Below are 25049 nucleotides of genomic sequence, written 5' to 3' on the forward strand. Positions count from 1 at the left end.
CTGTGCCGTAGTTTCCAAGCTTAGACCTCAGCGGATCAGAGAGAGGAACTCTGTGCGGGTGGCCTGCTGATCGCGGAAGGAACCCAGCATGGCGGAGGTTTTCATGACGGAATTCTGTTTCTCCACGCCGCGCATCATCATGCACATGTGCTTGGCTTCGATGATCACGCCAACACCGGCGGCGCCGGTGACGCGCTGGATGGTCTCGGCGACCTGGACGGTCAGTTGTTCCTGGATCTGCAGCCGGCGGGCGAACATATCCACAATGCGCGCTACCTTTGAGAGCCCCAGAACCTTGCCATCGGGAATATAGGCTACGTGCGCCTTGCCGATAAAGGGCAGCATGTGGTGCTCACACAGGGAGTAGAGTTCGATGTCCTTGACCAGTACCATCTCGCTGCAATCGGAGGGGAACAGGGCTTCGTTGACGACACTCTCCACTGTCTGCTCGTAACCTCTGGTGAGGTAGGCCATGGCCTTGGCGGCGCGCTCGGGGGTGTCCTTCAGGCCCGGGCGTTGCAGATCCTCGCCCATTGCTTCAATAATTCGCGCGTAATGTTCTTTCATCTGGTCCTGCTTTCAACTATCTCGGCCCGAGGGGCGGGTGCGCTACCCTAAGCGTTTGTCACCTTTGAGTAAAGATCCGGTGCGTTGGCGCCGGCGCTCCAGGACTGTTTTACTTCGCGCCACCGTCGGCGGATCACGGGACGGGGCCGCTGCGGGTCCAAGGACCCGCGCTCTACAAGGATAGAGTCAATGACCGAATTACGAGAATCGACTCCGGGATGCCCGGAAGATCTGCGGGACCTCTGCACCCTGCTGGATTTTGTGCGCTGGGGGGCCAGCCGTTTCAATGAGGCTGGCCTCTGGTTCGGCCACGGCACCGATAATGCCTGGGACGAGGCCCTGGTGCTGGTGATGCACACGCTGCACCTGCCCATGGACAGCAAGCCGGAGGTGCTCAGTGCCCGGCTCACCATGAGCGAGCGACGGGAGGTGATGGCAATCCTGAAGCAGAGGGTGGACGAGCGCCTCCCCGCAGCCTACCTCACCCACGAAGCCCATTTCTGCGATATGACGTTCTATGTCGACAGCCGGGTGCTGGTGCCGCGCTCGCCAATTGCCGAACTGATTCGCCAGGAGTTCCAGCCGTGGCTGGCCACGGAGCCATTGGCGCTCCTCGATCTGTGCTGTGGCAGCGGCTGTATTGGCATTGCCTGCGCAGAGGCCTTCCCGGAAGCGCGGGTGGACCTGAGTGACATCTCTTCCGGTGCGGTTGACGTGGCACAGATCAATATCAACCGCCATCAGCTGAACGAGCGGGTACGGGCGGTGCAGTCCGACATGTTCTCCGGCCTCGAAGGGTGCAGTTACGACCTGATTGTCTGTAACCCGCCCTATGTGGATGCCCGCGATCTCGCCGAGATGCCGGCGGAGTACCAGGCAGAGCCGGAGATCGCACTGGGTTCCGGCGACGACGGCCTCGACTTTACCCGCCGCCTGTTGCGGGAGGCTGCCAACCATCTGCAGCCGGAGGGCATCCTGGTTTGTGAGGTGGGCAACAGCTGGGAAGCGCTGGAAAGTGCCTTCCCCGAGGTGCCCTTCTTATGGCCGGAGTTCGAAGACGGCGGCCACGGGGTTTTCGTCATCAGCCGCGAAGAGCTGCTCGCCTACCAAGGCCACTTCGCAGACGAGTAATTCCTCTTCCTGCCGGCGGGGTGGGCGCAGTGTTCTGTGCTTTTTCATCCCGGCGCGGCCCTGCCGGCGTTGAATCCTCTATAATGCGCGGCTTTCAACGATAAAAAACCAGCAACGATAAAAATCCAGCAGGCGGAGATCCTCGCATATGTCGGGCAATACCTTTGGCAAGCTCTTCTGTGTCACCAGCTTTGGTGAAAGCCACGGTCCGGCACTGGGCTGTATCGTCGATGGCTGTCCGCCCGGACTGGAGATCTCACCTGAAGATCTGCAACGCGACCTGGACCGCCGCAAGCCCGGCACCTCCCGCTACACCACCCAGCGCCGCGAGGCGGATGAGGTGAAGATTCTCTCCGGCGTTTTCGAGGGCAAGACCACCGGTACCCCGATCGGCCTGCTGATCGAAAACACTGACCAGCGCTCCAAGGACTACTCCAATATCGCCGAGCAGGTGCGCCCGGCCCATGCCGATTACACCTACTGGCAGAAGTACGGGATTCGCGATTACCGTGGCGGCGGCCGCTCTTCAGCCCGCGAGACCGCCATGCGCGTTGCCGCCGGTGCCATCGCCAAGAAGTGGCTGCGCGAGCAGCTGGGTATCGAGGTGCGTGGTTACCTTTCCCAGCTGGGCCCCATCAAGGTGGAAAAGCTGGATTGGGACCAGGTGGAGCAGAATCCTTTTTTCTGCCCGGATGCGGACAAGGTGCCAGAGATGGAGGCCTATATGCAGGCGCTGATCAAGGAGGGCGACTCCATCGGCGCGCGTATCTCGGTCCACGCATCGGGCGTACCCGCCGGCCTCGGTGAGCCGATCTTTGACCGCCTGGATGCGGACCTGGCGCATGCGCTGATGAGTATCAACGCGGTCAAAGGCGTTGAGATCGGCGCGGGTTTTGGTTGCGTGGAGCAGAAGGGTACCGAGCACAGGGACGAGATTACTCCGGAGGGCTTCCTCTCCAACCATGCCGGCGGTGTGCTGGGCGGTATTTCCAGCGGCCAGGAACTCATCGCCCACATCGCCCTGAAGCCCACCTCCAGCCTGCGTATTCCCGGCAAGAGCATTGATACCCATGGCAATCCCATCGAGGTGGTGACCAAGGGCCGTCACGACCCCTGCGTGGGCATCCGCGCGACACCGATCGCCGAGGCGATGATGGCGCTGGTGCTGATGGATCATGTGCTGCGCCAGCGGGCGCAGAACGGGGATGTGAAGCCGGGTGTGGTGTCGGTTGGTGGCTGATCGTCGGTAGCATTCATCTCTGCGTAGTCAGATGCAAAGTCCGAAGCTCGCGAGCGTTTTGGGCGCCGGGGCAACCGGTGCGGCATTTTGAAAACGCGCAAGTACATCCCTGTAAGCTCCATCGGCGCCGTCCCTGGCGCCGACGGTTTCAAAATCCCGCACCGGCCACCCCGGCTTCGCATGTCGCTTTCATCTAACGTCCAGAACACGTGATCTTAGAATCGGGTCACGCCTTAACTTGCAGAGCCGGCATGGTGTTGGAATTGAAGGCAAATCGCTGGGACGAGTATTTCGAACCGTCGGCGCCAGGGAGGGCGCCGCCGGAGCGTACAGGGATGTATTAACAGCGATTCGAAATACTTGTCCCAGTGGTTTGCCGCCACCGTTGCAACAATGGGCTGAGTGGCAAACGGATGTACTGACGCCCAAAAAATAAGGCGGCCAATGGCCGCCTTTCTTGTCTGTGCCGCAAGCCGGTGAAAGCTTACAGGTGCAGGTTCAGGCCCAGGTACGGACCCTTGATTTCCAGGTCGCTTTGCAGCTCGTCCAGCTCCTGCAGGTCCAGGGACATGCTGCGATAGCCGGCCTCGATGGCGAAGTCCAGTGCCGGCACGAAGTCCCAGCGAACCTTGGCGGTGAAGTCGGTGATGGTGTCACCCTTGTAGCCGGTGCCGTTGCCCTGGGCCACGATAGACCAGCCGGTGAAGGGCAGGTCGAAGCGGGCCATACCGTAGGCCATGGGCAGGTAGCCGGACAGCTCCACATTTTCGGCCTGCAGTGCGCTGGAGACGTTCAGTTCGCCGGCATACTGTCGCGCGGTCAGGCCTATGTCCAGGTTCACCCAGTTATCCAGGATTTCGTAATAGAAAGTGGCATCGGTGTGAGTCAGGTCCAGGTCGGCGTTGACCTCGCTGCCGATCAGGAAGGTCTCGTCACCGAAGGTCACAAATTCTTCCAGCTGCGCCATACCATCGGTCTCGATGCTGCTGTGGGCAACCATGATGTTCGGAATCAGCGGGATCGGGTGTTCCAGTGCCGCCTGGATAAAGGTGATGTTGTCCTCAGCCGGATCGAACTGCTCAATGTCGAAACCGTCAGTACCAACGCCGCCGGTGTAGGAGGGCATCCATACGCCCGCGCTGGCATCAAAACCGAGGATTGTGTCCGCGCTGGCGGTGCCGCTGGCGAGGGCGACCGCGAGGGCCAGGGTTATTTTTTTCATGGTTCTCACTCCGTGTCAGATGTGGCCGGATCTTGTTGTGGCGCGCAGTTTACTAATTTTTTCGCGACAGCGCGGGGTTTAGTGCACAGATTCAGCTAATTCCGTGATCAGCTACCGGTTTCGGGCGCTTGCTGGTGGCGAGCGGTATCCAGCAGCATCTGCTGCAGGGCACTGGCGGCGTTGCTGAGGGTGCGGGCCCGGTGGTTGATGACCCCCAGGTTGCGCACCACGTTGAGCTGGGGCACTGGCAGCTCAGCGAGACTCTCGTCCACCAGGGTGCGCGGTAGCACGCTCCAGCCCAGCCCCACACCAGCCATCATCTTGATGGTCTCGAGGAAGTTGGTGGCCAGCTTGGCGTTGAGTTTGAGCCCCTGGGCATCGAATTCCCGCTTGATCAGGCGGCCGGTATAGGTGTTGAGGTCCGGCAGAATCGCCGGGTAGCGGGCCAGGTCGGGCAGGTCCAGTGTCGCCATCTGGGCCAGGGGGTGATCCGGCGCCGCCACCACGACACAGGGGTCGGGCCAGACTACCTGGGCCTCCAGGTTCGGGTATTCCTTCAGGGCCAGTGTGACCACCGCCAGTTCATATTCCCCCGCCATCAGTGCCTCATAGGCCTGTTCGGAGTCGACGAAGTCGATATCCAGGGCCACTTCCGGGTAGCGATTGCTGTACTCCTTCAGCACCGGCGGCAGGTGGTGGAGCCCGACGTGGTGGCTGGTGGCAATGCGCAGGCTGCCGCTCACATCGCCGCCGAGGCTGCGCAGCTCCCGCTCGGCATCGCTCACTTCATTGAGAATATGCCGGGCCCGGGGCAGCAGCGCGCGGCCGGCGTCGGTGAGCTGGAGTTTGCGGCCGATCCGGTCGAATAGCGGTGTGCCGAGCTGTTGCTCCAGGGCCGCCAGGCGCTTGCTCACCGCGGGCTGGGTGAGGTGCAGGTACTCTGCCGCCTCGGAGACCGAGCCCTGCTCGGCGATGCTGAGGAAGGCCTTGAGCCACTGAATTTCCATGCTGGTCGGTCTCCGGTTTCGGGTTGTGCGCCGCCTGATGGCGACGAGGGGTGGCGGGAGCTTTTCTATTCCCTTTAAGACTGCTCTTTATAATAAATATAAATTGATGTTATTCAATGCCTGCCCTTAGACTGCTCCAATCCAAAAAAGAGGAGAAACGGCCATGGCCGGGCAGACGCTCTACGACAAACTCTGGCAGGACCATCTGGTCAAGAGCCGCGAAGACGGCACCGCACTGATTTATATCGACCGTCACCTGATCCACGAGGTGACCTCCCCGCAGGCGTTTGAAGGCCTGCGCCTGGCCGGGCGCAAGCCCTGGCGCAAGGACTCCCTGGTGGCGACCCCGGACCACAATGTCCCGTCCGAGGCAGGTGAGCGCGCAGGGGGTGTGGAAGGTATCCGCGACCAGGTTTCCCGCATCCAGGTGCAGACCCTGGACGAGAACTGTCGCGACTTCGACGTGGTGCAGTTCGGCATCAACGAGCCGGGGCAGGGCATTGTGCATGTGATTGGCCCGGAAACCGGTGCCACCCTGCCGGGCATGACGGTGGTCTGCGGTGACTCCCATACCTCCACTCACGGTGCGCTGGGCGCGCTGGCCCACGGTATCGGCACCTCCGAGGTCGAGCACGTGATGGCCACCCAGTGCCTGATCCAGAAAAAAATGAAGAACATGCTGGTGCGTGTGGACGGGGAGCTTGGCCCGGGTGTCACGGCCAAGGATGTGGTACTGGCCATCATCGGCAAGATCGGCACCGCTGGTGGCACCGGCTATGCCATCGAGTTTGGCGGCTCGGCGATCCGCAGCCTGTCCATGGAAGGCCGCATGACCGTTTGTAACATGGCCATCGAAGCTGGCGCGCGCGCCGGAATGGTGGCGGTGGATCAGGTTACCCTCGACTATGTGAAGGACAAGCCCTACGCCCCGAAAGGCGCACAGTGGGACAAGGCTGTGGAAGCCTGGAGCCAGCTGCACTCCGACGACGATGCCGTGTTCGATGCAGTGGTCGAACTGCGGGCGGAAGAAATTGAGCCTCAGGTGAGCTGGGGCACTTCCCCGGAAATGGTGGCACCTGTGAGCGCCAACGTGCCGGATCCCGCTGCAGAAACCGATACGACCAAGCGCACGGGCATCGAGCGCGCGCTGGAATACATGGGCCTTACCGCTGGCCAGAAGATTACGGATATCCAACTGGACCGCGTCTTTATCGGTTCCTGCACCAACTCCCGTATCGAGGATCTCCGTGCGGCAGCGGCGGTGGCCAAGGGTCACAAGAAGGCGGAAAGTGTCAAGCAGGTGCTGATCGTTCCCGGTTCACAGGCGGTCAAGGCGCAGGCTGAAAAAGAGGGCTTGCACAAAGTCTTCATCGAAGCCGGTTTTGAGTGGCGTGAGCCTTCCTGCTCCATGTGCCTGGCCATGAATGCGGACAAGCTGGGGGCCGGCGAGCACTGTGCTTCCACTTCCAACCGCAATTTCGAAGGCCGCCAGGGCTACGGTGGTCGCACGCACCTGGTCAGCCCGAGCATGGCGGCAGCGGCGGCCATTGCCGGTCATTTCGTGGATGTGCGGGAATTGCAACGGGATGCCGCCCTGACTGCAGAGGAGATGCAACAATGAAAGCCTTTACTCAGCACAAAGGCCTCGCTGCGCCGATGGATCGCGCCAATGTTGACACGGATCTGATCATTCCAAAGCAGTTCCTGAAGTCCATCAAGCGCACCGGGTTTGGCCCGAACCTGTTCGACGAGCTGCGCTACCTGGACGAGGGTTTCCCCGGTCAGGACTGTTCCGATCGTCCACTGAACCCGGAATTTCCGTTGAACCTGCCTCACTACCAGGGAGCTTCTGTCCTGCTGGCCCGCGAGAATTTCGGCTGTGGTTCCAGTCGCGAGCATGCGCCCTGGGCGCTGGATGATTTTGGTTTCCGCGCTGTGATCGCACCGAGCTTTGCCGATATCTTCTTCAACAACTGCTTCAAGAACGGCCTGCTGCCGATCGTGCTTGAAGAGGAAGTGGTGGACCAGCTGTTTGAGGAAATGTATGCGCAGCAAGGCTACGAGCTGACCATCGATCTGGAAAAGCAGCAGGTCATCAAGCCGAACGGCGAAACGATCGGTTTCGAAGTGGATGCCTTCCGCAAACACTGCCTGCTGAACGGCCTCGATGATATCGGCCTGACACTGGAAGATGCCGACGATATCCGCGCCTATGAAGCCAAGCGCCGCGAGCAGGCACCGTGGTTGTTTGATGCGGTGAAGTGAAGTTGATAGGACATTGGCGGCTGCGGTACTGGTGAGGCTTTGCGCGACACGAGCTAGGCGCTCCCCCCTAACCCATCCATGGGGGCTTGTCGGCGAGGTCCCTCTCGCCGACAGTCTCGCAAAGCCTCATCAGCACCGCAGCCTTCGCCTTTGGTTGAAGCGCTTCGAATCGCGAAGCCTCGAAACGGCACTGAACTGAAATGCGAAGGCGCTGCTGCCGATAGTTGTTTGCGGTACCGTACGCGGCCTGGATGGCCGCGTCCGAGCCCCCAGGGATGGGTATACGGCGTGTACCGGAAACAACTATCGGCGGTAGCTCCGCCACAATATCCAGTTGCAGGGCACCACGGGATGCCCGCAGCGCAGAAAGCAGGAATAGATAGATGAGCAAGAAAATCATGATCCTCCCGGGCGATGGTATCGGCCCGGAAATCGTTGAACAGGCGGTGGCCGTACTGGAAGCCGCGGACAAGAAATTCAACCTGGGGCTCAGCTTCGAGCATGGCCTGATCGGCGGTGCTTCAATTGATGCCCACGGCGAACCGCTCACCGATGCGCAGCTGGAAGCCGCGGGTGCGTGCGACGCAGTACTGCTGGGGGCCGTTGGTGGTCCCAAGTGGGACAAGCTGGAGCGGGACATTCGCCCGGAAAAGGGGCTGCTGAAAATCCGTAGCAAGCTGGGCCTCTACGCCAACCTGCGTCCGGCAATCCTCTACCCGCAACTGGCCGAGGCTTCGTCCCTGAAGCCGGAAGTCGTGTCCGGGCTGGATATCCTGATCGTCCGTGAGCTGACCGGTGGAATCTATTTCGGTGAGCCCCGCGGCATTCGCACGCTGGAAAACGGCGAGAAGCAAGGCTTCAATACCTACGTATATAGTGAGTCCGAAATCGAACGCATTGCCCGCACGGCTTTCGAGGCCGCGCGCAAGCGTAATGGCAAGCTATGCTCAGTGGACAAGGCCAATGTGCTGGAAGTGACAGTGCTGTGGCGCGAGGTGCTGGACCGTCTTGCTCCGGAGTATCCGGAGGTGGAGCTGTCCCACATGTATGTGGACAACGCGGCCATGCAGCTGGTGCGCGCGCCGAAGCAGTTTGACGTAATGGTGACCGGCAACATGTTCGGCGACATCCTCTCCGATGCCGCTGCCATGCTCACTGGTTCCATTGGCATGTTGCCGTCGGCATCCCTGAACGAGAGCGGTTTCGGACTGTACGAGCCCTGCCACGGCTCGGCACCGGACATTGCCGGGCAGGGTGTGGCCAATCCTCTGGCGACGATTCTGTCCGCGGCGATGATGCTGCGTTACTCACTGGATATGGGCGAGGCGGCGGACGCAATCGAAAACGCCGTCAGCAAGGTTCTCGACGAAGGACTGCGCACTGCGGACATCGTTACCGATGGTGCCAGCACGGTCTCTACCGCAGAGATGGGCGCAGCAGTGGTGGCCGCTTTCTGATATTCCCGTTTCTTCTCAGAGCGCTCGACGCACTCGCGGCCCGGTCAGGCCGGGCGCAAACGAACACAGAAAGAACAGGATACTGCAATGCATAAAGTAGGTTTTATTGGATGGCGCGGCATGGTCGGCTCGGTACTCATGGAGCGCATGCTCGCCGAGGACGATTTCGCCCACATCGCCGAACCGGTTTTCTTTTCCACCTCCAACGCCGGTGGTAAGGCGCCGGACATCGGTCGTGAGGTCGCGCCTCTGGGTGATGCCTACGATCTGGATGCGCTGGCTGAGCTGGATGCCATCGTCAGCTGCCAGGGCGGCGACTACACCAAAGAGGTGTTTGGCAAGCTGCGCGAAAAGGGCTGGAAGGGCTACTGGATCGACGCGGCCTCCAGCCTGCGCATGGACGACGACGCCATCATCGTCCTCGACCCGGTTAACCGCGAGGTGATCGACAAGGGTATCGACGGCGGCGTGAAGAACTTCATTGGTGGTAACTGCACCGTGAGCTTGATGCTGATGGCCCTGGGCGGCCTGTACAAGGCCGGGCTGGTAGAGTGGATTTCCGCAATGACCTATCAGGCCGCCAGTGGCTCCGGTGCCAAGAACATGCGCGAGCTGATCTCGCAGATGGGTACTATCCGCGACAGCGTCGCCGATGAGCTGGCCAATCCCGCTTCCGCCATTCTCGAGATCGATCGCAAGGTGGCGGACACCATGCGCTCCGGTGACTTCCCCACCGCGGAATTCGGCGCACCGCTGGCCGGTAGCCTGCTGCCGTGGATCGACACCCAGGTGGAAACCGGCCAGAGTCGCGAGGAGTGGAAGGCCGAGGTGGAGTCCAACAAGATTCTCGGCACGGACAGCACCATTCCGGTGGACGGTACCTGTGTGCGGATCGGCGCCATGCGCTGCCACAGCCAGGCGTTTACCGTGAAGCTGAAGAAAGACGTGCCCATGGACGAAATCGAGCGCCTGATCGATGGTGCCAACGACTGGGTTTCCGTGGTGCCGAACGAGCGTGAGGCAACTCTGGAAAAACTCACGCCGACCGCCGTCACCGGCAAGCTGGATATCCCGGTTGGCCGCCTGCGCAAGCTGAGCATGGGGCCGGAATATCTGTCTGCCTTCACCGTCGGCGACCAGCTGCTGTGGGGTGCTGCCGAGCCCCTGCGCCGTGTCCTGCTGATCCTGCTGGGCAAGCTCTGAGCCCAACCGGGGCGATCGTCACGCTTTGACTAGCGCGGCGGTCTGCCCTAGCTTTGCGGTATCGTGTGCGCAACGGAGTGCGCACCGTAACCGGAGAGCTCTCCCATGAAACGCCTTGTCTGGTTTTTATCCCTTCCCCTTGCCCTGCTCCTGGGCGCATACGGCGTCGCCCTGATCATCAATCTGGAAGATGCCGAGCCTTCGCCCATTGCTGAGCGAATGCGGACCCTGATCGCCCAACAGCCGGAAGTCAAAGATGCCGAGAACGCCTACGTCTTTGCGCTTGGGTTTGACGGTGGAAAAGGCGCATCGGCGCTGGAATGGGGGCGGAAAAAACTGGAGTGGCTGGAGGCGGCCATCGAAGGCCCAGGCGAGGCGGAACTCAGTGATCCGCCGGGAAGCACCTGGTCTGCCTCCCGCGATCGCGCGTCCCGCTTTCGCCAGTTTGCTGCCAGCCCTGACGCCTTTCTGTCTACAGACGATGTGTTGCTGGCGGACTGGGTGGCGGATGAGAGCTGGTTGTTGGAGCGCTATCTGGAGCTGACAGAATTCCCCCACTGGCGCAGTGGGATACCGCGCAATGCGGCGGAACCCTTCGTCCCCTTCAGTGACGTGATGGAGGGGCAGAAGCTGCTGATGGGCAAGGCCCTGCTCGCTGCCGCCGAGGGAGAAGGGGAGTCGGTCAAAGCGCTGCTGGAGCGCGACCTGCGCTTCTGGCGGTTGCTGCTGGCGGAATCTGACCTTTTGATCGCCAAAATGATTGCCAGTGCAGCCGTTCAGCGCCACTTTGAACTGGGTAATCAGGTATTGCGGCGCCTGTCGGAGTCCGGCGAGTCCAGCGCGGCTGGTGTGCCTGGCTCCTGGCGTGCGCCTCTGACCCCGGAAGAGCGCTCCCTGGAGAAGGTGATGGCCGGTGAATGGCTCTATGGTAACCGCATACTCAGGGACATCATCGAGAGCGGGGAGCACGACCCGATACTCTGGCCCCTGATGAAACCGCTGTTTCAGCCGCAGGATCTCGAGAATCGCCGCGCTGAAACCCTGGTTCAGTGGGGGGCGCCGTTGGAGGTTCCCCTGGACAAGCTCTCTGCAGCGCTGGAGTCGACACGGAAAGAACTGTCGGACAAGCGCACCGGATTGAGTCTTTACAATCTGTCGGGGCGTTTGTTGTTCGAGGACGGCATGCCCTTTCCCGCCTATGGTGAGTATGTTGCCAGAGTGGCGGACCTGGAGGGCGTGCGTCGCGCCGCCGTCCTCGCTGCACGGTTGCGGGACGGTGATTCCGACAATACCGCCGAGCTGGTCAATCCGTATACAGGGGATCCATTGCCGCTGGAGAATGGCAGCGTGGTGCGCTTCACCGGTTTGACCAAGGGCGCGCGTGGCCAGCACGACTTTCCCCTCTAGGTTTGATATCGAAATTCCCAATGATTTCCCGATTGACTGTTCACGTAACAGTCAATCGGTATAATCGCCCCGCCTTATTTCCTGCCGCAATTGATGAAGTGAAGATTTATGTCGGAAGCAAACCGCGAACTGATCCTTGTCGGAGTCGACAACGCCGCATTCCCGCCCCTGCTCGAGGTGCTCGAGGAGCGCGAAATCATCGAGGCGGGCCAGCTGCGACTCCTGGATGAGGAGGAATCGGAGGTAGATCCGCAGGTCTTTGCCAACCGCAATGTGCCGGTGGAGTCCCTGGAGAAGTTTCGCTTCGAGCCGGAGCACGTAGTGGTATTGCTGAAAAGTGGCGCTGCCGCCCAGGCTGCGCTGGCGGCAGCGGAAACAGCCGGCGCCTGGGTAGTCGATGCGGCGGACAATACCCGTGGCGACGAGTCTGTGATCCTGGTGCACCCCCTGCTGAATACGGCAGATATTGCCGCAGCGGAGCGGCGGGTGCTGGCGATGCCCGGGGCCGGTGCCGCCATGGTGGCCGAGGCCCTGCTGCCATTGCGAGATCAGCTGCAGGGAGTGGAAGTAACACTGAACCAGCCGGTCTCGGCACTGGGAAAGTCTGCCGTGGATGCCATGGCTGCCCAGACCGCCCGTATGTTCAATGGACAGGAGGCGGAGATCGATCCTGCTATCGGGCATCGCCTGGCTTTCAATCATCTGAGCTCCGCGGAGGCACCGCTGGCCAGCGGTCACAACCTGGGTGAGCTGGCACTCATTCACGACCTGCGCCGGTTGCTCGGTGAGCAGATTGCCATGGATGCGACCATCAACACGGCTTCCGTGTTTCATGGCCAACTGGCCAATCTGCGCGTGGTGATGAAAGAAGAGACCGAGGCGGAGAAGGTCTCGGCCAGGCTTCGCAATGGCGCGCGGCTGAAAATGACAGAGCGGCCGTCTGCACAGCAGGCTGTGGGCGGGGAAGAAACCCTGGTGGGGCGATTGCGACAGAGCCTGCTGAGCCCGAAGCAGGTTAATTTTTGTGCAGCTTCCGACAATTTACGTCGGGATCTTGCAATGAATTGCGCCCAGGTAGCGCACTTGTTGCTAAAAAACTACTGATAATTAATACTTAGCCGCCATAGTGAAGGTTTAACCTTAACTTTATAAGTTCTTGGGGTGGCGACTTTTTAAACAGTCGTCAGCGATGAGTTTTGCGGCAATCGTGCTGCTGAACGTTTACTGTACAGTGATGGGGTTTTCTGAAGGCGCGTCTGTTTCGGAAACACCCGGTTGATTCTAACAATAAAGGGAATCGGTTATGCGTGTGCGAAAGCTGGCACTTGCGGTGGGTCTGGTCAGCGCACTGGGTGGCAACGCGGCTCTGGCGCTCGGCTTGGGTGAAGTCAAGCTGAACTCGGCTCTCAATCAGCCGCTCGATGCTGAGATCAGTTTGCTGCAGACCCGCGGCCTCGGCGATGGCGAGATCAAAGTGCGCCTGGCCAGCCCCGACGATTTCGAAAGAGCGGGTGTCGATCGCTCCTACCTGCTGACCGAATTGCGCTTCGATGTGGATTATTCCGGGCGCGAGCCTGTTGTCCGTATCAGCAGTCGCGTGCCCATTCGCGAACCCTTCCTGAACTTCCTGGTTGAGACCCGCTGGCCCAGCGGCCGCCTGCTGCGGGAATACACCCTGTTGATGGATCTGCCCGCCTTCTCTGAAACGGCGGCCAGACAGCCCGTGCGTGCCGCCGAGCGCGAGCGCCAGCAGGTTCAGCGACAGGCACCGCAACCCGCCCCGCGCCCGCAACCGGTACAGCCAGCCCAGCCTGAACCCGCAGTGGAACAGCAGCCGGCCCAGCCCGCCCAGCCGGAGGCCCGCCCCGAGCCGGTGGCTGAAGAACCGGTGGTGGAAGAACCTGTTGAGTTGCGCAGTGAGCCTGCCGCCGGTGAGCAGAGCCAGGTTTACGGTCCGGTTTCAGCCAATGAGACCCTGTGGGAAATCGCGCTGCGTAACCGTGCCAGTGGCGACTTCTCTGTCCACCAGAATATGCTGGCGATTCAGCGCCTGAACCCCGATGCGTTCATCAACGACAATATCAACCTGTTGAAGCGGGGCGCCGTACTGCGGTTGCCGAACGCCGATCAGGTTCGACAGCTGAGTCTGTCGGAGGCGGTCGCTGAAGTGGCCGCGCAGAATGATTCCTGGCGGGAGCGCACTGGTGCGCCGGAAGCCACGGGGGCGCCACTGGATGCCCGTGCTGCGTCGGAAGAAAGCACTGCCGGTGAGGCCGTCGAGGGCCGTGTGAGCCTGGCAGCGCCCGGAGACAACGAGGCCGTGCTTTCCGGGTCCGGCAGTGGCTCCGGTGAAAGTGATGCCCTGGCGGGCGAGCTGGCCGTGACGGAGGAAGAGCTCGATAAGTCACGCCTGGAAAATGAAGAACTTCAGGAGCGGATCTCCGAACTCGACGAGCAGATCGATACCATGGAGCGCCTTGTAGAGGTCTCCAATGAGGAGCTGCAGGCGGTGCAGGATGCTTCCAGCCAGGCTGAACCCTCTGCGGACCCGCTGTCCGTTTCGGATGCAGCAGGCGAGGCTGACACTGCCGAAGCGCTCGCTACCGAGGAAGCGGTTGAGCCGCTTGGAGATACTGCTGTCGAGGAGTCCGCGCAAACCGAAATTGCCGAAGACCAGCGTAACCGCGTTGTTGTCCAGACCGCGAAGGAGCCGACTCTGGTCGAGCGTCTGATGGACAATATCCAGCTGGTCGGTATCGGTATCGGCGGCCTGCTGATTGCCCTGGCAGGTTTCATCACCTGGCGCCGTCGCAAGGAGGATGAAGAGGCGATGCGCCGTGTTGAGGCCGAAATGGCTGCGGAACGCGCGCTCGCCGACGCCCCCGCCGAGTCGGCTTCCGACGATGAGTTCTCCGTCGGCAGCGGCTCTGAGATGGAAGATAACTTTGATCTCGGTGAGCTGGATGGCGTGGGCACTGACGACCCGATTTCCGAGGCTGAGATTCACCTGTCCCTGGGCCAGTACGGCGAAGCCGAGAGCAAGTTGGTGGCCGGCCTGGAACAGTCGCCGCAGAATGTTGATGCCCGCCTGATGCTACTCGAGGTGTATGCGCACCAGCAGGATGCCGACAAGTTTGACCAGCACTACCGGAAGCTGCTCGAGGTGAGTGACGGGCCTGCCGCAGACCGCGCGGCGCGCCTTCGTGAGAGCATTGCCGGTGCGGGAACCTTCGAGGCGCCGTCCTCCATGGATTTCTCCAGTGAGTCACTGGAAGCCGCGCAGCTGGACGATATCAGCGGTTCTCTCGACGACGACTTCTCTGCCGACGCATCCGTTGGGCAGGAGGACTCGTCGCTTCTCGATGATTTGACCGCTGACTTCTCCTCTGACACCGGTTCCGGCAGCGAGAGCGCTGCTGGCGATGACTTCTCTCTCGACCTGGATTCCGATTTCAGTATCGATAGCGAGTTTGACGGTCAGGAGCAGGCTGGTGAGCAGTCGAAAGCGGCCGAGCCGGGCGAGAGCGAGGACTTCAATCTCGATGACCTGGTCTCCGCTGACCTGGAGCTGGACAGCCTGGATCTCGATCTGGGTAGCGAGGAGAGCTCGGAGCACAGCGCGGAAACTGGCGGCAGTGCCGCAGGCGACGACTTCAGCTCCCTGGATCTCGACCTGGACCTGGACAGCCCCGCCGAACAGCCAGAAACTCCAGCCGGTGAAACACAGCAGCCGGTGGAGGACGACGGCGGTCTCGACTTCGATCTGGACCTGACGCCTGTGGATGGTGATAGCGGCACCGATGAGCCCGCCGCTACCGGCTCCGGGGATGATTCTGATAACGACGGTTTCGAAGACTTCAGCGATCTCGGTGGTGAGCTTGATCTGGACTCTGTCGACCTGGATGACATCAGTTCCGACCTGGGTGCGGACGAGCCTGTCAGTGAGAACCCGCAGGACTCTATCACCTCAGTTGCGACTACATCCGCAGCGACCACTGAAAGCGAGCAGCCTGCCACGGCCGAGAGCAATGAGGCGGACTTCGAGGATCTGGGTTTCGATCTGGAAAATGATCTGGATTCCGAGTTGAACCTGCTCGATGGCAGCGACGAAGTCGGTACCAAGCTCGAGCTGGCCCAGGCCTATATGGATATGGGGGACAGCGATGGTGCGCGGGATATTCTCAACGAAGTTGTTGAGGAAGGGCAGGACGAGCACCGCGACCGGGCCCGGCAGATGCTGGAACGTATGACGTAAGAGCGGCCCCGGAGTAAAAAACCTCGCACTGGCTGCGGGGTTTTTTTATGTTTGTCATTCAGGTGAGGCAGGAGCGCTAGCGTCCAATGCGTGGTGAATACCATTACAAACCCAATGGCGAGGTCCCGCCGGGGGAGGCTCTCCCGGAGGGGGTCCGTCGCGTGGCGCTCGGTATCGAGTATTGTGGGGCCAAGCTGCACGGCTTTCAGAAGCAGAAATCTGCCGCCGATACCGTTCAGGCCTGGTTGGAAAAAGCGTTGTCCAACATTGCCGCCGAGCCGGTCACCCTGGTCTGTGCCGGGCGCACCGATGCGGGTGTTCACGCCACCAACCAGGTCATCCATTTTGATACCCGTGCCCAGCGGCCCGGCAGGGCCTGGGTGCAGGGCGTCAATACCAAATTGCCTGACGAGATCCGTGTGCGCTGGGCGCGCGAGGTCCCGGCCCAGTTTCACGCCCGGTTTTCTGCCCGGGCCCGGAGTTATCGCTACCTGATTCACAGTGCGCCGACCCGCTCCGCCCATTGTGCATCGGGGGTCACCTGGACACAGCACCGGCTGGACCTGGGTGCCATGCGCGCCGGTGCGGCCCATCTGGTGGGGCGGCATGATTTCACCAGCTTTCGCGCCAGTCAGTGCCAGGCCAAGAGCCCGGTGCGGGAGCTGACGCGGTTGGATATTGCCCCTGTGGGGCAGCTGATTGTGCTGGAGGTGAGCGCCAATGCCTTCCTTCACCACATGGTGCGCAACATCACCGGTGCGCTGATGGCGGTGGGTCGCGGTGAACGCTCCCCCGCGTGGATTCGCGAGGTGCTCGAAGCGCGCGACCGCACCGTCGCAGGCGTTACTGCGCCGCCCTTTGGACTTTACCTGGTGGATGTCCAGTACCCCGGGGAGTTTCAGCTTCCTGGCAGCGAGCCGGGCCCCCTGCTTGTGCCACTGCCGCTGGGCAGCCTGCCGACCTGACTCATTTCGCGCCCGGCGTCGATCTGCTAGTATCGCCAGTTCCCTTTCCTCTGAACCACCGGTCGAGCGCGGATACAGCGATGCGAGTAAAAATCTGCGGCATTACCTGTGCCGGGGACGCCGAAATGGCGGCCGCCGCCGGTGCCGATGCACTGGGGCTGGTGTTCTACGCAAAAAGCCCCCGTCACGTCACCACTGAGCAGGCGGCGGAAATTGCCCGCAGCGTGCCCCCCTTTGTGCCGCTGGTGGGGCTGTTCGTCAATACGCCGCCGCAAGAGGTCAACGACATTCTTGCGGCAGTGCCGCTAAACCTGCTCCAGTTTCACGGCGAGGAAACTGCCCCATACTGCGAACAGTTCAGGCGTCCGTATATCAAGGCGCTGCGTATGAAACCGGAGATGGACGTTGTTGCGGCCATGGCCGCCCACCCGCGGGCGCGCGGCTTTTTGCTCGACGCCTACCGGCCCGGGGTACCAGGGGGTACCGGTGAGTCCTTCGACTGGCAGCGGGTGCCCAGGGATACTGGCCAACACATCATCCTTGCCGGCGGTCTGACGCCGGACAACGTATCGGAGGCGATTCGGGTTGCCGTTCCCGGGGCGGTGGATGTGAGTGGCGGTGTCGAAATGGCGCCTGGCAGGAAGGATCCCCAGCGAGTGGCGGCCTTTGTACGGGCAGCCCGAGAGACCCAAAATATGACGAGCGCCGGCGCTGGTGAGCGCGCGGGCGCAGGCAAGTGTGAAGGAGTAGAGAAGTGAGCGATCGCAAGCCTGTAGATTTTGCCGCATTTCCCGACAATCAGGGGCACTTCGGTCCCTACGGCGGCCGTTTTGTTTCCGAGACGTTGATCGATGCGCTGGATCATCTTCAGGAGATGTACGCCCGCCTGAAGGAGGACCCGGAGTTCCAGGCCGCCTTTGACTACGACCTGGCCCATTACGTGGGCAGGCCCTCACCTCTCTACCTGGCCGAGCGCCTGACCGAGCGCGCCGGTGGCGCGCGTATCTGGCTGAAACGCGAAGACCTCAATCACACCGGCGCCCACAAGGTAAATAATACGGTGGGCCAGGCGCTGCTGGCGAAGCATAGTGGCAAGCGCCGTGTGATCGCGGAAACCGGTGCTGGCCAGCACGGTGTGGCTACGGCTACCGTGGCGGCTCGGCTTGGCTTGGAGTGCGCTGTGTACATGGGCGCCGAGGACGTAAAACGCCAGTCGCCCAATGTCTACCGAATGAAGCTGCTGGGGGCTGAAGTGATCCCGGTGGAGTCTGGTTCCAAGACGCTCAAGGATGCCATGAACGAGGCGATGCGGGACTGGGTCACTAACGTGGACGACACCTTCTACATCATCGGCACCGTTGCCGGCCCGCACCCTTACCCGCAGCTGGTACGGGACTTCAACTCTGTGATCGGCCGCGAAGCGCGCGCGCAGAGCCTGGAGGAATTCGGTCAGTTGCCGGACGCGCTGGTTGCCTGTGTCGGTGGCGGCTCCAATGCGATGGGCCTGTTCCACCCGTTCCTGAATGATTCGGATGTGAAAATGTACGGCGTCGAAGCCGGTGGGGATGGCATCGACACCGGTCGCCATGCGGCGCCGCTCAGTGCCGGTATCCCCGGTGTGCTGCACGGTAACCGCACCTACCTGATGGAAGATGAGGATGGGCAGATCATCGAAACCCACTCAGTCTCCGCGGGCCTGGATTACCCGGGTGTCGGACCGGAACACGCCTGGCTGAAGGATATTGGCCGCGTCCAGTACGTGGCCGCGAACGATTCCGAGGCGCTGGATGCTTTCCGTGCCCTGACTCGCACTGAGGGGATCCTGCCGGCGCTGGAGTCGAGCCACGCCGTGGCCTACGCCCTGAAACTGGCGGCCACCTTGAGCCCGGAGCAGAACATCGTCGTCAACCTGTCCGGGCGCGGCGACAAAGATATCTTTACCGTAGCCGCCATTGACGGCATCGAGGTCTGAGGGGAAAAGATTGAGCGAGCAAGCAGAAAACCGTATTGACCGTCGCTTTGCCAAATTGCGCGCCGAGGGGCGCAAGGCGCTGGTGACCTATATCGTGGCCGGCGACGGCGGCATCGAAAACACCGTGCCGTTGATGCACCAGCTGGTGGCCTCCGGATCGGACCTGATTGAGCTGGGTGTGCCATTTTCCGATCCCATGGCCGAAGGCCCGGTGATTCAGAAAGGCCACGAGCGGGCGCTGGCCCACAAGGCCTCGCTGCGCCGCTGCCTAGAGATGGTGGCGGATTTCCGACGCGACGACGGGGATACCCCGGTGATCCTGATGGGTTATGCCAATCCCATTGAGAGAATGGGCGGCGAGGCTTTTGCCGAGGCGGCACAGCAGGCGGGCGTAGATGGTGCCCTGACTGTGGACTTGCCGGCGGAGGAAGCCGGCCCGCTGAGCGGGCTGCTGGCAGAGCGGAACTTGCGCAACATCTTCCTGCTGACACCCACCACCAGTGAGGAGCGCATCCGCGCGATTACCGAGCTGGCCAGTGGATTTATCTACTACGTTTCCCTCAAGGGGGTGACCGGGGCCGGCAACCTGGACCTGGATTCGGTGCACGAGAACCTGGGGCGCATCCGCCAGCACACGGATCTGCCGCTGTGCGTCGGCTTCGGTATCAAGGACGGGGCATCGGCCCGCGCGGTGAGCGCTGATGGCGACGGAGCGGTAGTTGGCAGCGTGCTGGTCTCTGCGGTTGGCGAGGCCGGCGATGCTGCCCAGGCGCGGGATCGCGTGGCTGAACTGGTTGCTGAAATTCGCGGCGAACTGGACCGCTGAGGTAGAATCGTGACCTAAGGGTTTCGGCCTGGCCAGAAAGCCAAAAATTGCGGCTGAACTGGCCAAGTGCAGAGCGGCGGTAAGTGTTTTAATTCTCTCCTTTCGAGCCATCCGGCGACAGGCAGGAATTGGCCAACACAGGATCGGGATTGGGTAACGAGATGAGCTGGTTAGAGAAAATTGTTCCCGCAGTGATTCGCACCGAGCGCCGTCCGGGCGCCAGCAAGGTGCCGGAAGGTGTCTGGAAGAAATGCGTCAAGTGTGACGCCATGCTCTACCGCCCTGAGCTGGAGCGCAACCTGGATGTGTGCCCGAAATGCGACCACCATATGCGCATCGGTGCGCGGCGGCGCCTGGACATCTTCCTTGATGACGAAGGCCGCGAGGAACTGGCTACCGATGTAGTGCCGGTGGATCGCCTCAAATTCAAGGACGTGAAGAAATACAAAGACCGTCTCACCCAGGCCCAGAAAGCCACCGGTGAGAAGGATGCGTTGATCGCCATGCGCGGCACCCTGCAGGGCAAGCCGGTAGTGGCGGTGGCCTTCGAGTTTGCTTTTCACGGTGGCTCCATGGGTTATGTGGTGGGCGAGCGCTTCACCCGCGCGGCTCAGCGCGCACTTGAAGAGCGCATCCCGCTGGTCTGCTTCTCCGCCACCGGCGGCGCGCGGATGCAGGAGGCATTGATCTCGCTGATGCAGATGGCCAAGACTTCGGCGGTGCTGGAAAAGATGAAGATGGCCGGCGTGCCCTATATCTCCGTGATGACGGACCCGGTTTACGGTGGCGTTTCCGCGTCGCTGGCACTGCTGGGTGACATCAATGCCGCCGAGCCCGGTGCTCGCGCGGGCTTTGCTGGCCCGAACATCATTGAGCAGACCATTCGCCAGAAGCTGCCCAAGGGCTTCCAGCGCAGTGAGTTCCTGCTGGACCATGGTGCCATCGACATGATTATTCCCCGCACAGAAATGCGCGACACGCTGGGGCGCTTGCTGGGTAAATTGATGAACGACTGATTTGTCAGCTCCTGCTGCCTGCCGGTTGCGTGCAGGCCGGGGGGTAACTGGTATTCGAAGAACGGGGCTCATTGAGCCCCGTTTTTCTTTGTTGCCACCGGACCCTGGCGGAGTGGTGTGGTGAGTGTTATCCGCTGGCGCAGCCGGGGAATTCTCGGGTAGGCTTTCCCACATTCCATCTGTTAGCAGAGTTGTTGCAATGAGTGAACTGCAAACCTGGCTTGAGCGCCTCGAGCGCTTGCACCCGACGGAAATTGAACTCGGCCTCAGCCGGGTCGCCGCAGTGGCCGACACGCTCGGTGTGCAGAAGCCGGCCCCGAAGGTAATCACCGTGGCGGGTACCAACGGCAAGGGTTCCTGTGTAGCGACCATGGAGGCGCTGTTGCTGGCCGGCGATCGCAGAGTCGGTGCCTACAGTTCCCCCCACCTGCTGCGCTTCAATGAGCGCATCCGTATCGACGGACAGGAGGCCAGCGATGCTGCGCTGGTGGAGGCGTTTGAGGCGGTGGAGGCGGCGAGGGGTGCAACCAGCCTGACCTATTTCGAGTTCACGACCCTGGCGGCGCTGTGGCTGTTCCAGCGCGCCGGTGTGGAGTTTGCGCTACTCGAAGTGGGGCTGGGCGGTCGCCTGGATGCGGTCAACCTGGTGGATGCCGATATTGCCGTGATCACCAGTGTGGCCATCGACCACGAGGCCTGGCTCGGCAGCGACCGCGAGGTGATCGGCCGTGAAAAGGCGGGCATCCTGCGTCCGGGCAGTCCCTTTGTCTGTGCCGACCCGGAACCTCCGCTGTCTGTATCTTCGGCGGCGGCGAGCCTGGGGGCACCGTCCCAGTTCATCGGCCGTGACTTCACTGTGGAGGGAGACCGTTACCGCTTCGGTGAGCTGGAAGTGCGGCTTCCGCCAGTCAGCCTGCCGCGACCCAGTATCGCCGGGGCGATTACCGCGCTGAGTCTGCTCGAGGGCCTCCCTGCCGGGGGGGCAGAGGGTATCCGTGCGGCGATCGAGCGCATTCAGCTGCCGGGCCGCTGCCAGCAGCTGACATGGAGGGGGCGCGAGCTGCTCCTGGATGTGGGCCACAATCCCGCTGCCGCAGCCTATCTGGCGCGGTGGCTGGCCGATCATCCGGTGTCCGGCAAGACCATCGCCCTGGTGGCCGCCATGGGCGACAAGGACCTGGAGGGCCTGTTCCGGCCATTGGTGGGGCAGGTGGTGCACTGGCAGCCGGCGGCACTGCCCGGTAATGACCGGGCGGCCGATCCCCAGAAACTGCGTGACGCCCTGCGGCAGGTAGGGGTACCGCCGACTGCTGTGGATAGCCGCAGTCCGGCGGTGGCGGAGGGGGCCGCTGCCCTGGTTGCAGACATGGGGCAGGAAGACAGGTTGCTTGTCTTCGGTTCTTTCTTTACCGTTGCGGAAGTTTTACAGCGCGTGAGAGAACACGGCGATGGCGAGTCGGAAAAATGACCTGAGCTCCACGGGGCGACTGAACGATGGCTTCAAGCAGCGCATCGTGGGTGCCCTGGTGCTTGTGGCGCTGGCCGTGATCTTCCTGCCGAGCCTGTTTGACCGCGAGGGCACGCGCTATATCGATATCACCAGTCAGATCCCGCCAGCACCGGACATCGAGCCCATCGAGATTGCCGCACCCCAGCCGGTGGAGGGGGTAGCCCCCGCGCCGGAACCGGAGGATGTATTCCAGCCCGAGCCGGTGTCCGAGCAGGCGCAGTCCACAGCATCGCAGAGCAATCCAGAAACGGCCCGTGAAGCCGCCGCCACGGCGAAATCTGGGGACGCTTCCCCCGAGTCCAAACCATCTTCCAGGCCCGCGCCCCCGGTGAGTGAGCCGGTGCTGGATGAGCGGGGCTTGCCCCGTTCCTGGGTCGTCCAGGTGGCTTCTTATCGGGAGCAATCGCGGGCGGACCGTCTGCGCGATCGCCTGCTGGGAGAGGGCTTCAAGGCCTATACGCGCTCTGCGAGTACTGACAGGGGCACTTTTGTTCGTGTTTTCGTGGGGCCCAAAGTGGACCGCGCTGATGCGGAGGCCTCCAAACAGGAGCTCGATCAGCTGCTCTCGGCACAGACGCTGGTAATGCGCCTGAAATAATGGGCCCGGCGCTGCGCCCCGGACTGCTGGCGCTGACCGCCGGTTCACTTTGTCGCCGCAGACACCACTGGTCAGGGGCCATTACTCTGTTAGAATGCGCGCTCTTCGCGGCAGCCGCCAAGCGGCAGGTAAGGTGGAATGAACTGGGCTGACTGGACCATTCTGGCAATTGTGGCCATCTCGACCCTGATCGGCCTCAGCCGGGGCTTCGTGCGCGAAGTGCTGTCCATGCTCACCTGGGTTGCCGCCTTCATCGTCGCCACCATGTTTCGTGACGAACTGGCCCCGCTGCTGTCCAATCTTGTGGATACACCGTCCCTTCAGGTCATCGCCGCCTTTGCGATTCTTTTTATCTTCACCTTGCTGGCAGGTGCCGGCCTCAATATGACGCTGTCGGCTTTTGTCGAGGCCACTGGTCTATCCGGTACAGACCGGGTGTTGGGTATGGTGTTTGGCCTTCTGCGTGGTGCTGTGGTGGTGATGGCGCTGCTGATTCTGGCTCCGGCCCTGGTGCCGGTAGAAGAGGATGGCTGGTGGCAGCAGTCGGCGCTTATTCCGCACTTTCTGGAATTTGAGGACCGCGCGCGGGATCTCGCAACGACGATCAAGGATTTGTTCGTGGAAAGTGCTTCCGGCTGAGCCGGGGCGAAAAGGGAGAGAGCCGGCGTTCGCGCCGGGCCGGTAAGATTCCGGTAGCGATGGGATGGCTGCCGGTTCGTTGAATGAATATTTTCCCGGGGTGCACCGCACTCCGCTCGACCAGTAGGGCTGAAACTATGTGTGGTATTGTCGGTATCGTCGGTAAGAGTGACGTCAATCTGCAACTCTACGATGCGCTTACCCTGTTGCAACACCGCGGACAGGATGCCGCAGGCATCGTCACTTGCGACCGTGACCGCCTCAACCAGCAGAAAGCCAACGGCCTGGTTCGCGACGTATTTCGTGCGCGGCACATGGAGCGCCTGAAGGGTAATTTTGGCATCGGCCACGTGCGCTATCCCACTGCCGGCAGTTCCGGTCCGGCCTTGGCGCAACCCTTTTACGTCAATTCCCCCTACGGCATCGCCATGGCGCACAACGGCAACCTCACCAATATGAAAGAGGTGGTCGAGGAGATCTTCCAGCAGGACCTGCGCCATATTAATACCGACTCCGACTCCGAGGTGCTGCTGAATGTGTTTGCCCACGAGCTGCACAAGCTGGGCAAGCTGCAGCCGAAGGCCGAGGATATCTTTACGGCCATGCGCGCGGTGCACAAGCGGGTTCGCGGCGGTTATGCCTGTGTCGCCCTGATCGTGGGTTACGGCATCGTTGCCTTCCGCGATCCGAACGGAATCCGTCCGCTGGTGTATGGCAAGCGCGAGACCGACAAGGGCACCGAGTACATGGTCGCCTCCGAATCCGTTGCCCTCGATGTACAGGGCTACACCGTGGTGCGGGATGTGGCTCCGGGTGAAGCCATTTACATCGAGCTCGATGGCACCGTGCACGCGCAGGATTGCGCGGAAAACTCCAGCCTGACCCCCTGTATCTTCGAGCATGTTTACTTTGCCCGCCCGGACTCCATCATGGACGGTGTGTCCGTGCACAAGGCGCGCCTGCGCCAGGGCGAGCACCTCGCCGACAAGATCCTGCGGGAGCGCCCGGACCACGATATCGATGTGGTAATTCCGATCCCGGATTCCTCCCGCTCCGCCGGCCAGATGGTGGCGCATCGGCTGGGGGTCAAGTTCCGCGAGGGCCTGGTGAAGAACCGCTATATCGGCCGTACCTTCATCATGCCGGGACAGAAGCAGCGCAAGAAGTCCGTGCGCCAGAAGCTGAACGCGATCGAGCTGGAGTTCCGCGGCAAGAATGTGCTGCTGGTGGACGATTCCATTGTGCGCGGCACCACCTGCAAGCAGATTATCCAGATGGCCCGTGAAGCCGGTGCAAACAAGGTTTACTTCGCGTCCGCGGCGCCGGCAGTGAAGTACCCGAACGTATACGGTATCGACATGCCGTCCTCGGAAGAGCTGGTGGCCCACGGCCGTACCACTGAAGAGGTGTGTGAAGTCATCGGTGCGGACTGGCTGATCTACCAGGAGCTTGAAGACCTGATCGAGAGTTCCGGCGAGGGTAACAGTGCGATCGAGAAGTTCGATTGTTCCGTATTCAATGGTGACTACGTCACCGGCGACGTGAACGAGCAATACCTGGAGCGGCTGCACGCAGAGCGCAATGACAATGCGAAAAAGAGCAAGGGCAACCACAGCCCGCTCTGATCACGCGCTATTTCGGATCGTTCAAAAAGCCCGCGCCCAGTGCGCGGGCTTTTTCGTTTGTGCGGTTTTCCCTGCAATTGTCAGGGTGTGGCGGCAATATCGTTTACAATCGGCGTCTTTGCAGTAGTCTGTAGCAAACGATAA

General features: G+C 61.7%; 22 protein-coding genes. 18 read left to right on the forward strand and 4 right to left on the reverse strand.

Features of this window, described 5'->3' with window-relative positions:
* Positions 1-27: 27 nt before the first annotated feature.
* Positions 28-567, reverse strand: a complete 540-nt coding sequence (gene folE / locus AWR36_RS00485) for a GTP cyclohydrolase I FolE (protein WP_067079651.1) — start codon at positions 565-567, stop codon at positions 28-30.
* Between the two features lie 189 nt (positions 568-756).
* On the opposite strand from folE, the gene prmB reads away from it, so the two are divergent.
* Positions 757-1698, forward strand: a complete 942-nt coding sequence (gene prmB, locus AWR36_RS00490) for a 50S ribosomal protein L3 N(5)-glutamine methyltransferase (protein WP_067079653.1) — start codon at positions 757-759, stop codon at positions 1696-1698.
* A 148-nt stretch (positions 1699-1846) separates the two neighbouring features.
* Entirely contained in the window at positions 1847-2938 is a 1092-nt protein-coding gene (gene aroC, locus AWR36_RS00495; RefSeq protein WP_067079655.1) for a chorismate synthase, read from the forward strand.
* Between the two features lie 484 nt (positions 2939-3422).
* Here the strand turns inward: aroC and AWR36_RS00500 are convergent, their stop codons facing one another.
* Both AWR36_RS00500 and AWR36_RS00505 read right to left on the reverse strand, forming a co-directional pair.
* Positions 3423-4160 carry a TIGR04219 family outer membrane beta-barrel protein gene (locus AWR36_RS00500; protein ID WP_067079656.1) on the reverse strand — a complete coding sequence of 246 codons (738 nt, stop codon included), beginning with the start codon at positions 4158-4160 and terminating at the stop codon, positions 3423-3425.
* A gap of 107 nt (positions 4161-4267) precedes the next feature.
* Positions 4268-5167: a LysR family transcriptional regulator gene (locus AWR36_RS00505; protein WP_067079658.1), complete on the reverse strand. Its 900-nt coding sequence runs from the start codon at positions 5165-5167 to the stop codon at positions 4268-4270.
* A gap of 163 nt (positions 5168-5330) precedes the next feature.
* Between AWR36_RS00505 and leuC the strand changes: the two genes are divergently transcribed.
* Entirely contained in the window at positions 5331-6788 is a 1458-nt protein-coding gene (leuC, locus tag AWR36_RS00510; protein WP_067079660.1) for a 3-isopropylmalate dehydratase large subunit, read from the forward strand.
* A complete protein-coding gene (gene leuD, locus AWR36_RS00515) occupies positions 6785-7432 on the forward strand; it encodes a 3-isopropylmalate dehydratase small subunit (RefSeq protein ID WP_067079662.1) in 648 nt (215 codons plus the stop codon). The genes leuC and leuD overlap by 4 nt, the downstream gene beginning before the upstream one ends.
* A 67-nt stretch (positions 7433-7499) precedes the next feature.
* Here leuD and AWR36_RS00520 read toward each other — a convergent pair whose 3' ends face one another.
* Positions 7500-7832, reverse strand: a complete 333-nt coding sequence (locus tag AWR36_RS00520) for a hypothetical protein (protein ID WP_141398445.1) — start codon at positions 7830-7832, stop codon at positions 7500-7502.
* Between AWR36_RS00520 and leuB the strand changes: the two genes are divergently transcribed.
* The 14 genes from leuB to purF all read left to right on the forward strand — a co-directional run bounded on the left by leuB (position 7816) and on the right by purF (position 24905).
* Positions 7816-8889: a 3-isopropylmalate dehydrogenase gene (gene leuB / locus AWR36_RS00525; RefSeq protein WP_067079666.1), complete on the forward strand. Its 1074-nt coding sequence runs from the start codon at positions 7816-7818 to the stop codon at positions 8887-8889. The two genes, AWR36_RS00520 and leuB, sit on opposite strands and share 17 nt — an antisense overlap.
* 87 nt (positions 8890-8976) lie before the next feature.
* Entirely contained in the window at positions 8977-10092 is a 1116-nt protein-coding gene (gene asd, locus AWR36_RS00530) for an aspartate-semialdehyde dehydrogenase (RefSeq protein ID WP_067079668.1), read from the forward strand.
* A 105-nt stretch (positions 10093-10197) separates the two neighbouring features.
* Positions 10198-11499 (forward strand): hypothetical protein, encoded by a 1302-nt coding sequence (locus AWR36_RS00535; RefSeq protein WP_067079670.1) that lies wholly within the window; start codon positions 10198-10200, stop codon positions 11497-11499.
* A gap of 108 nt (positions 11500-11607) precedes the next feature.
* Positions 11608-12603, forward strand: coding sequence for an Asd/ArgC dimerization domain-containing protein (locus AWR36_RS00540; RefSeq protein WP_067079672.1), 996 nt, complete (start codon positions 11608-11610; stop codon positions 12601-12603).
* A 199-nt stretch (positions 12604-12802) separates the two neighbouring features.
* Positions 12803-15754 (forward strand): FimV/HubP family polar landmark protein, encoded by a 2952-nt coding sequence (locus AWR36_RS00545; protein ID WP_067079674.1) that lies wholly within the window; start codon positions 12803-12805, stop codon positions 15752-15754.
* An 86-nt stretch (positions 15755-15840) separates the two neighbouring features.
* Complete coding sequence (truA, locus tag AWR36_RS00550; protein ID WP_067079676.1) at positions 15841-16719, forward strand: tRNA pseudouridine(38-40) synthase TruA; 879 nt, start codon at positions 15841-15843, stop codon at positions 16717-16719.
* 80 nt (positions 16720-16799) lie between these two features.
* Positions 16800-17477 (forward strand): phosphoribosylanthranilate isomerase, encoded by a 678-nt coding sequence (locus tag AWR36_RS00555; RefSeq protein ID WP_067079678.1) that lies wholly within the window; start codon positions 16800-16802, stop codon positions 17475-17477.
* Entirely contained in the window at positions 17474-18691 is a 1218-nt protein-coding gene (gene trpB / locus AWR36_RS00560) for a tryptophan synthase subunit beta (protein WP_067079680.1), read from the forward strand. The genes AWR36_RS00555 and trpB overlap by 4 nt, the downstream gene beginning before the upstream one ends.
* Positions 18692-18701: 10 nt before the next feature.
* Complete coding sequence (trpA, locus tag AWR36_RS00565) at positions 18702-19517, forward strand: tryptophan synthase subunit alpha (RefSeq protein WP_067079682.1); 816 nt, start codon at positions 18702-18704, stop codon at positions 19515-19517.
* A 161-nt stretch (positions 19518-19678) separates the two neighbouring features.
* Positions 19679-20533 (forward strand): acetyl-CoA carboxylase, carboxyltransferase subunit beta, encoded by an 855-nt coding sequence (gene accD / locus AWR36_RS00570; RefSeq protein ID WP_067079684.1) that lies wholly within the window; start codon positions 19679-19681, stop codon positions 20531-20533.
* Between the two features lie 199 nt (positions 20534-20732).
* On the forward strand, positions 20733-22001 hold the full coding sequence (gene folC / locus AWR36_RS00575) for a bifunctional tetrahydrofolate synthase/dihydrofolate synthase (protein ID WP_067079686.1): 1269 nt from the start codon (positions 20733-20735) through the stop codon (positions 21999-22001).
* A complete protein-coding gene (locus tag AWR36_RS00580) occupies positions 21982-22641 on the forward strand; it encodes an SPOR domain-containing protein (protein ID WP_067079688.1) in 660 nt (219 codons plus the stop codon). Before folC ends, AWR36_RS00580 begins: the two co-directional genes overlap by 20 nt.
* Before the next feature lie 138 nt (positions 22642-22779).
* Complete coding sequence (locus tag AWR36_RS00585) at positions 22780-23280, forward strand: CvpA family protein (RefSeq protein ID WP_067079689.1); 501 nt, start codon at positions 22780-22782, stop codon at positions 23278-23280.
* A 137-nt stretch (positions 23281-23417) separates the two neighbouring features.
* Positions 23418-24905, forward strand: coding sequence for an amidophosphoribosyltransferase (purF, locus tag AWR36_RS00590; protein WP_067079690.1), 1488 nt, complete (start codon positions 23418-23420; stop codon positions 24903-24905).
* The last annotated feature ends 144 nt before the right edge of the window (positions 24906-25049 follow it).

The sequence above is a fragment of the Microbulbifer flavimaris genome, assembly GCF_001641755.2.
Lineage (GTDB): Bacteria > Pseudomonadota > Gammaproteobacteria > Pseudomonadales > Cellvibrionaceae > Microbulbifer > Microbulbifer flavimaris.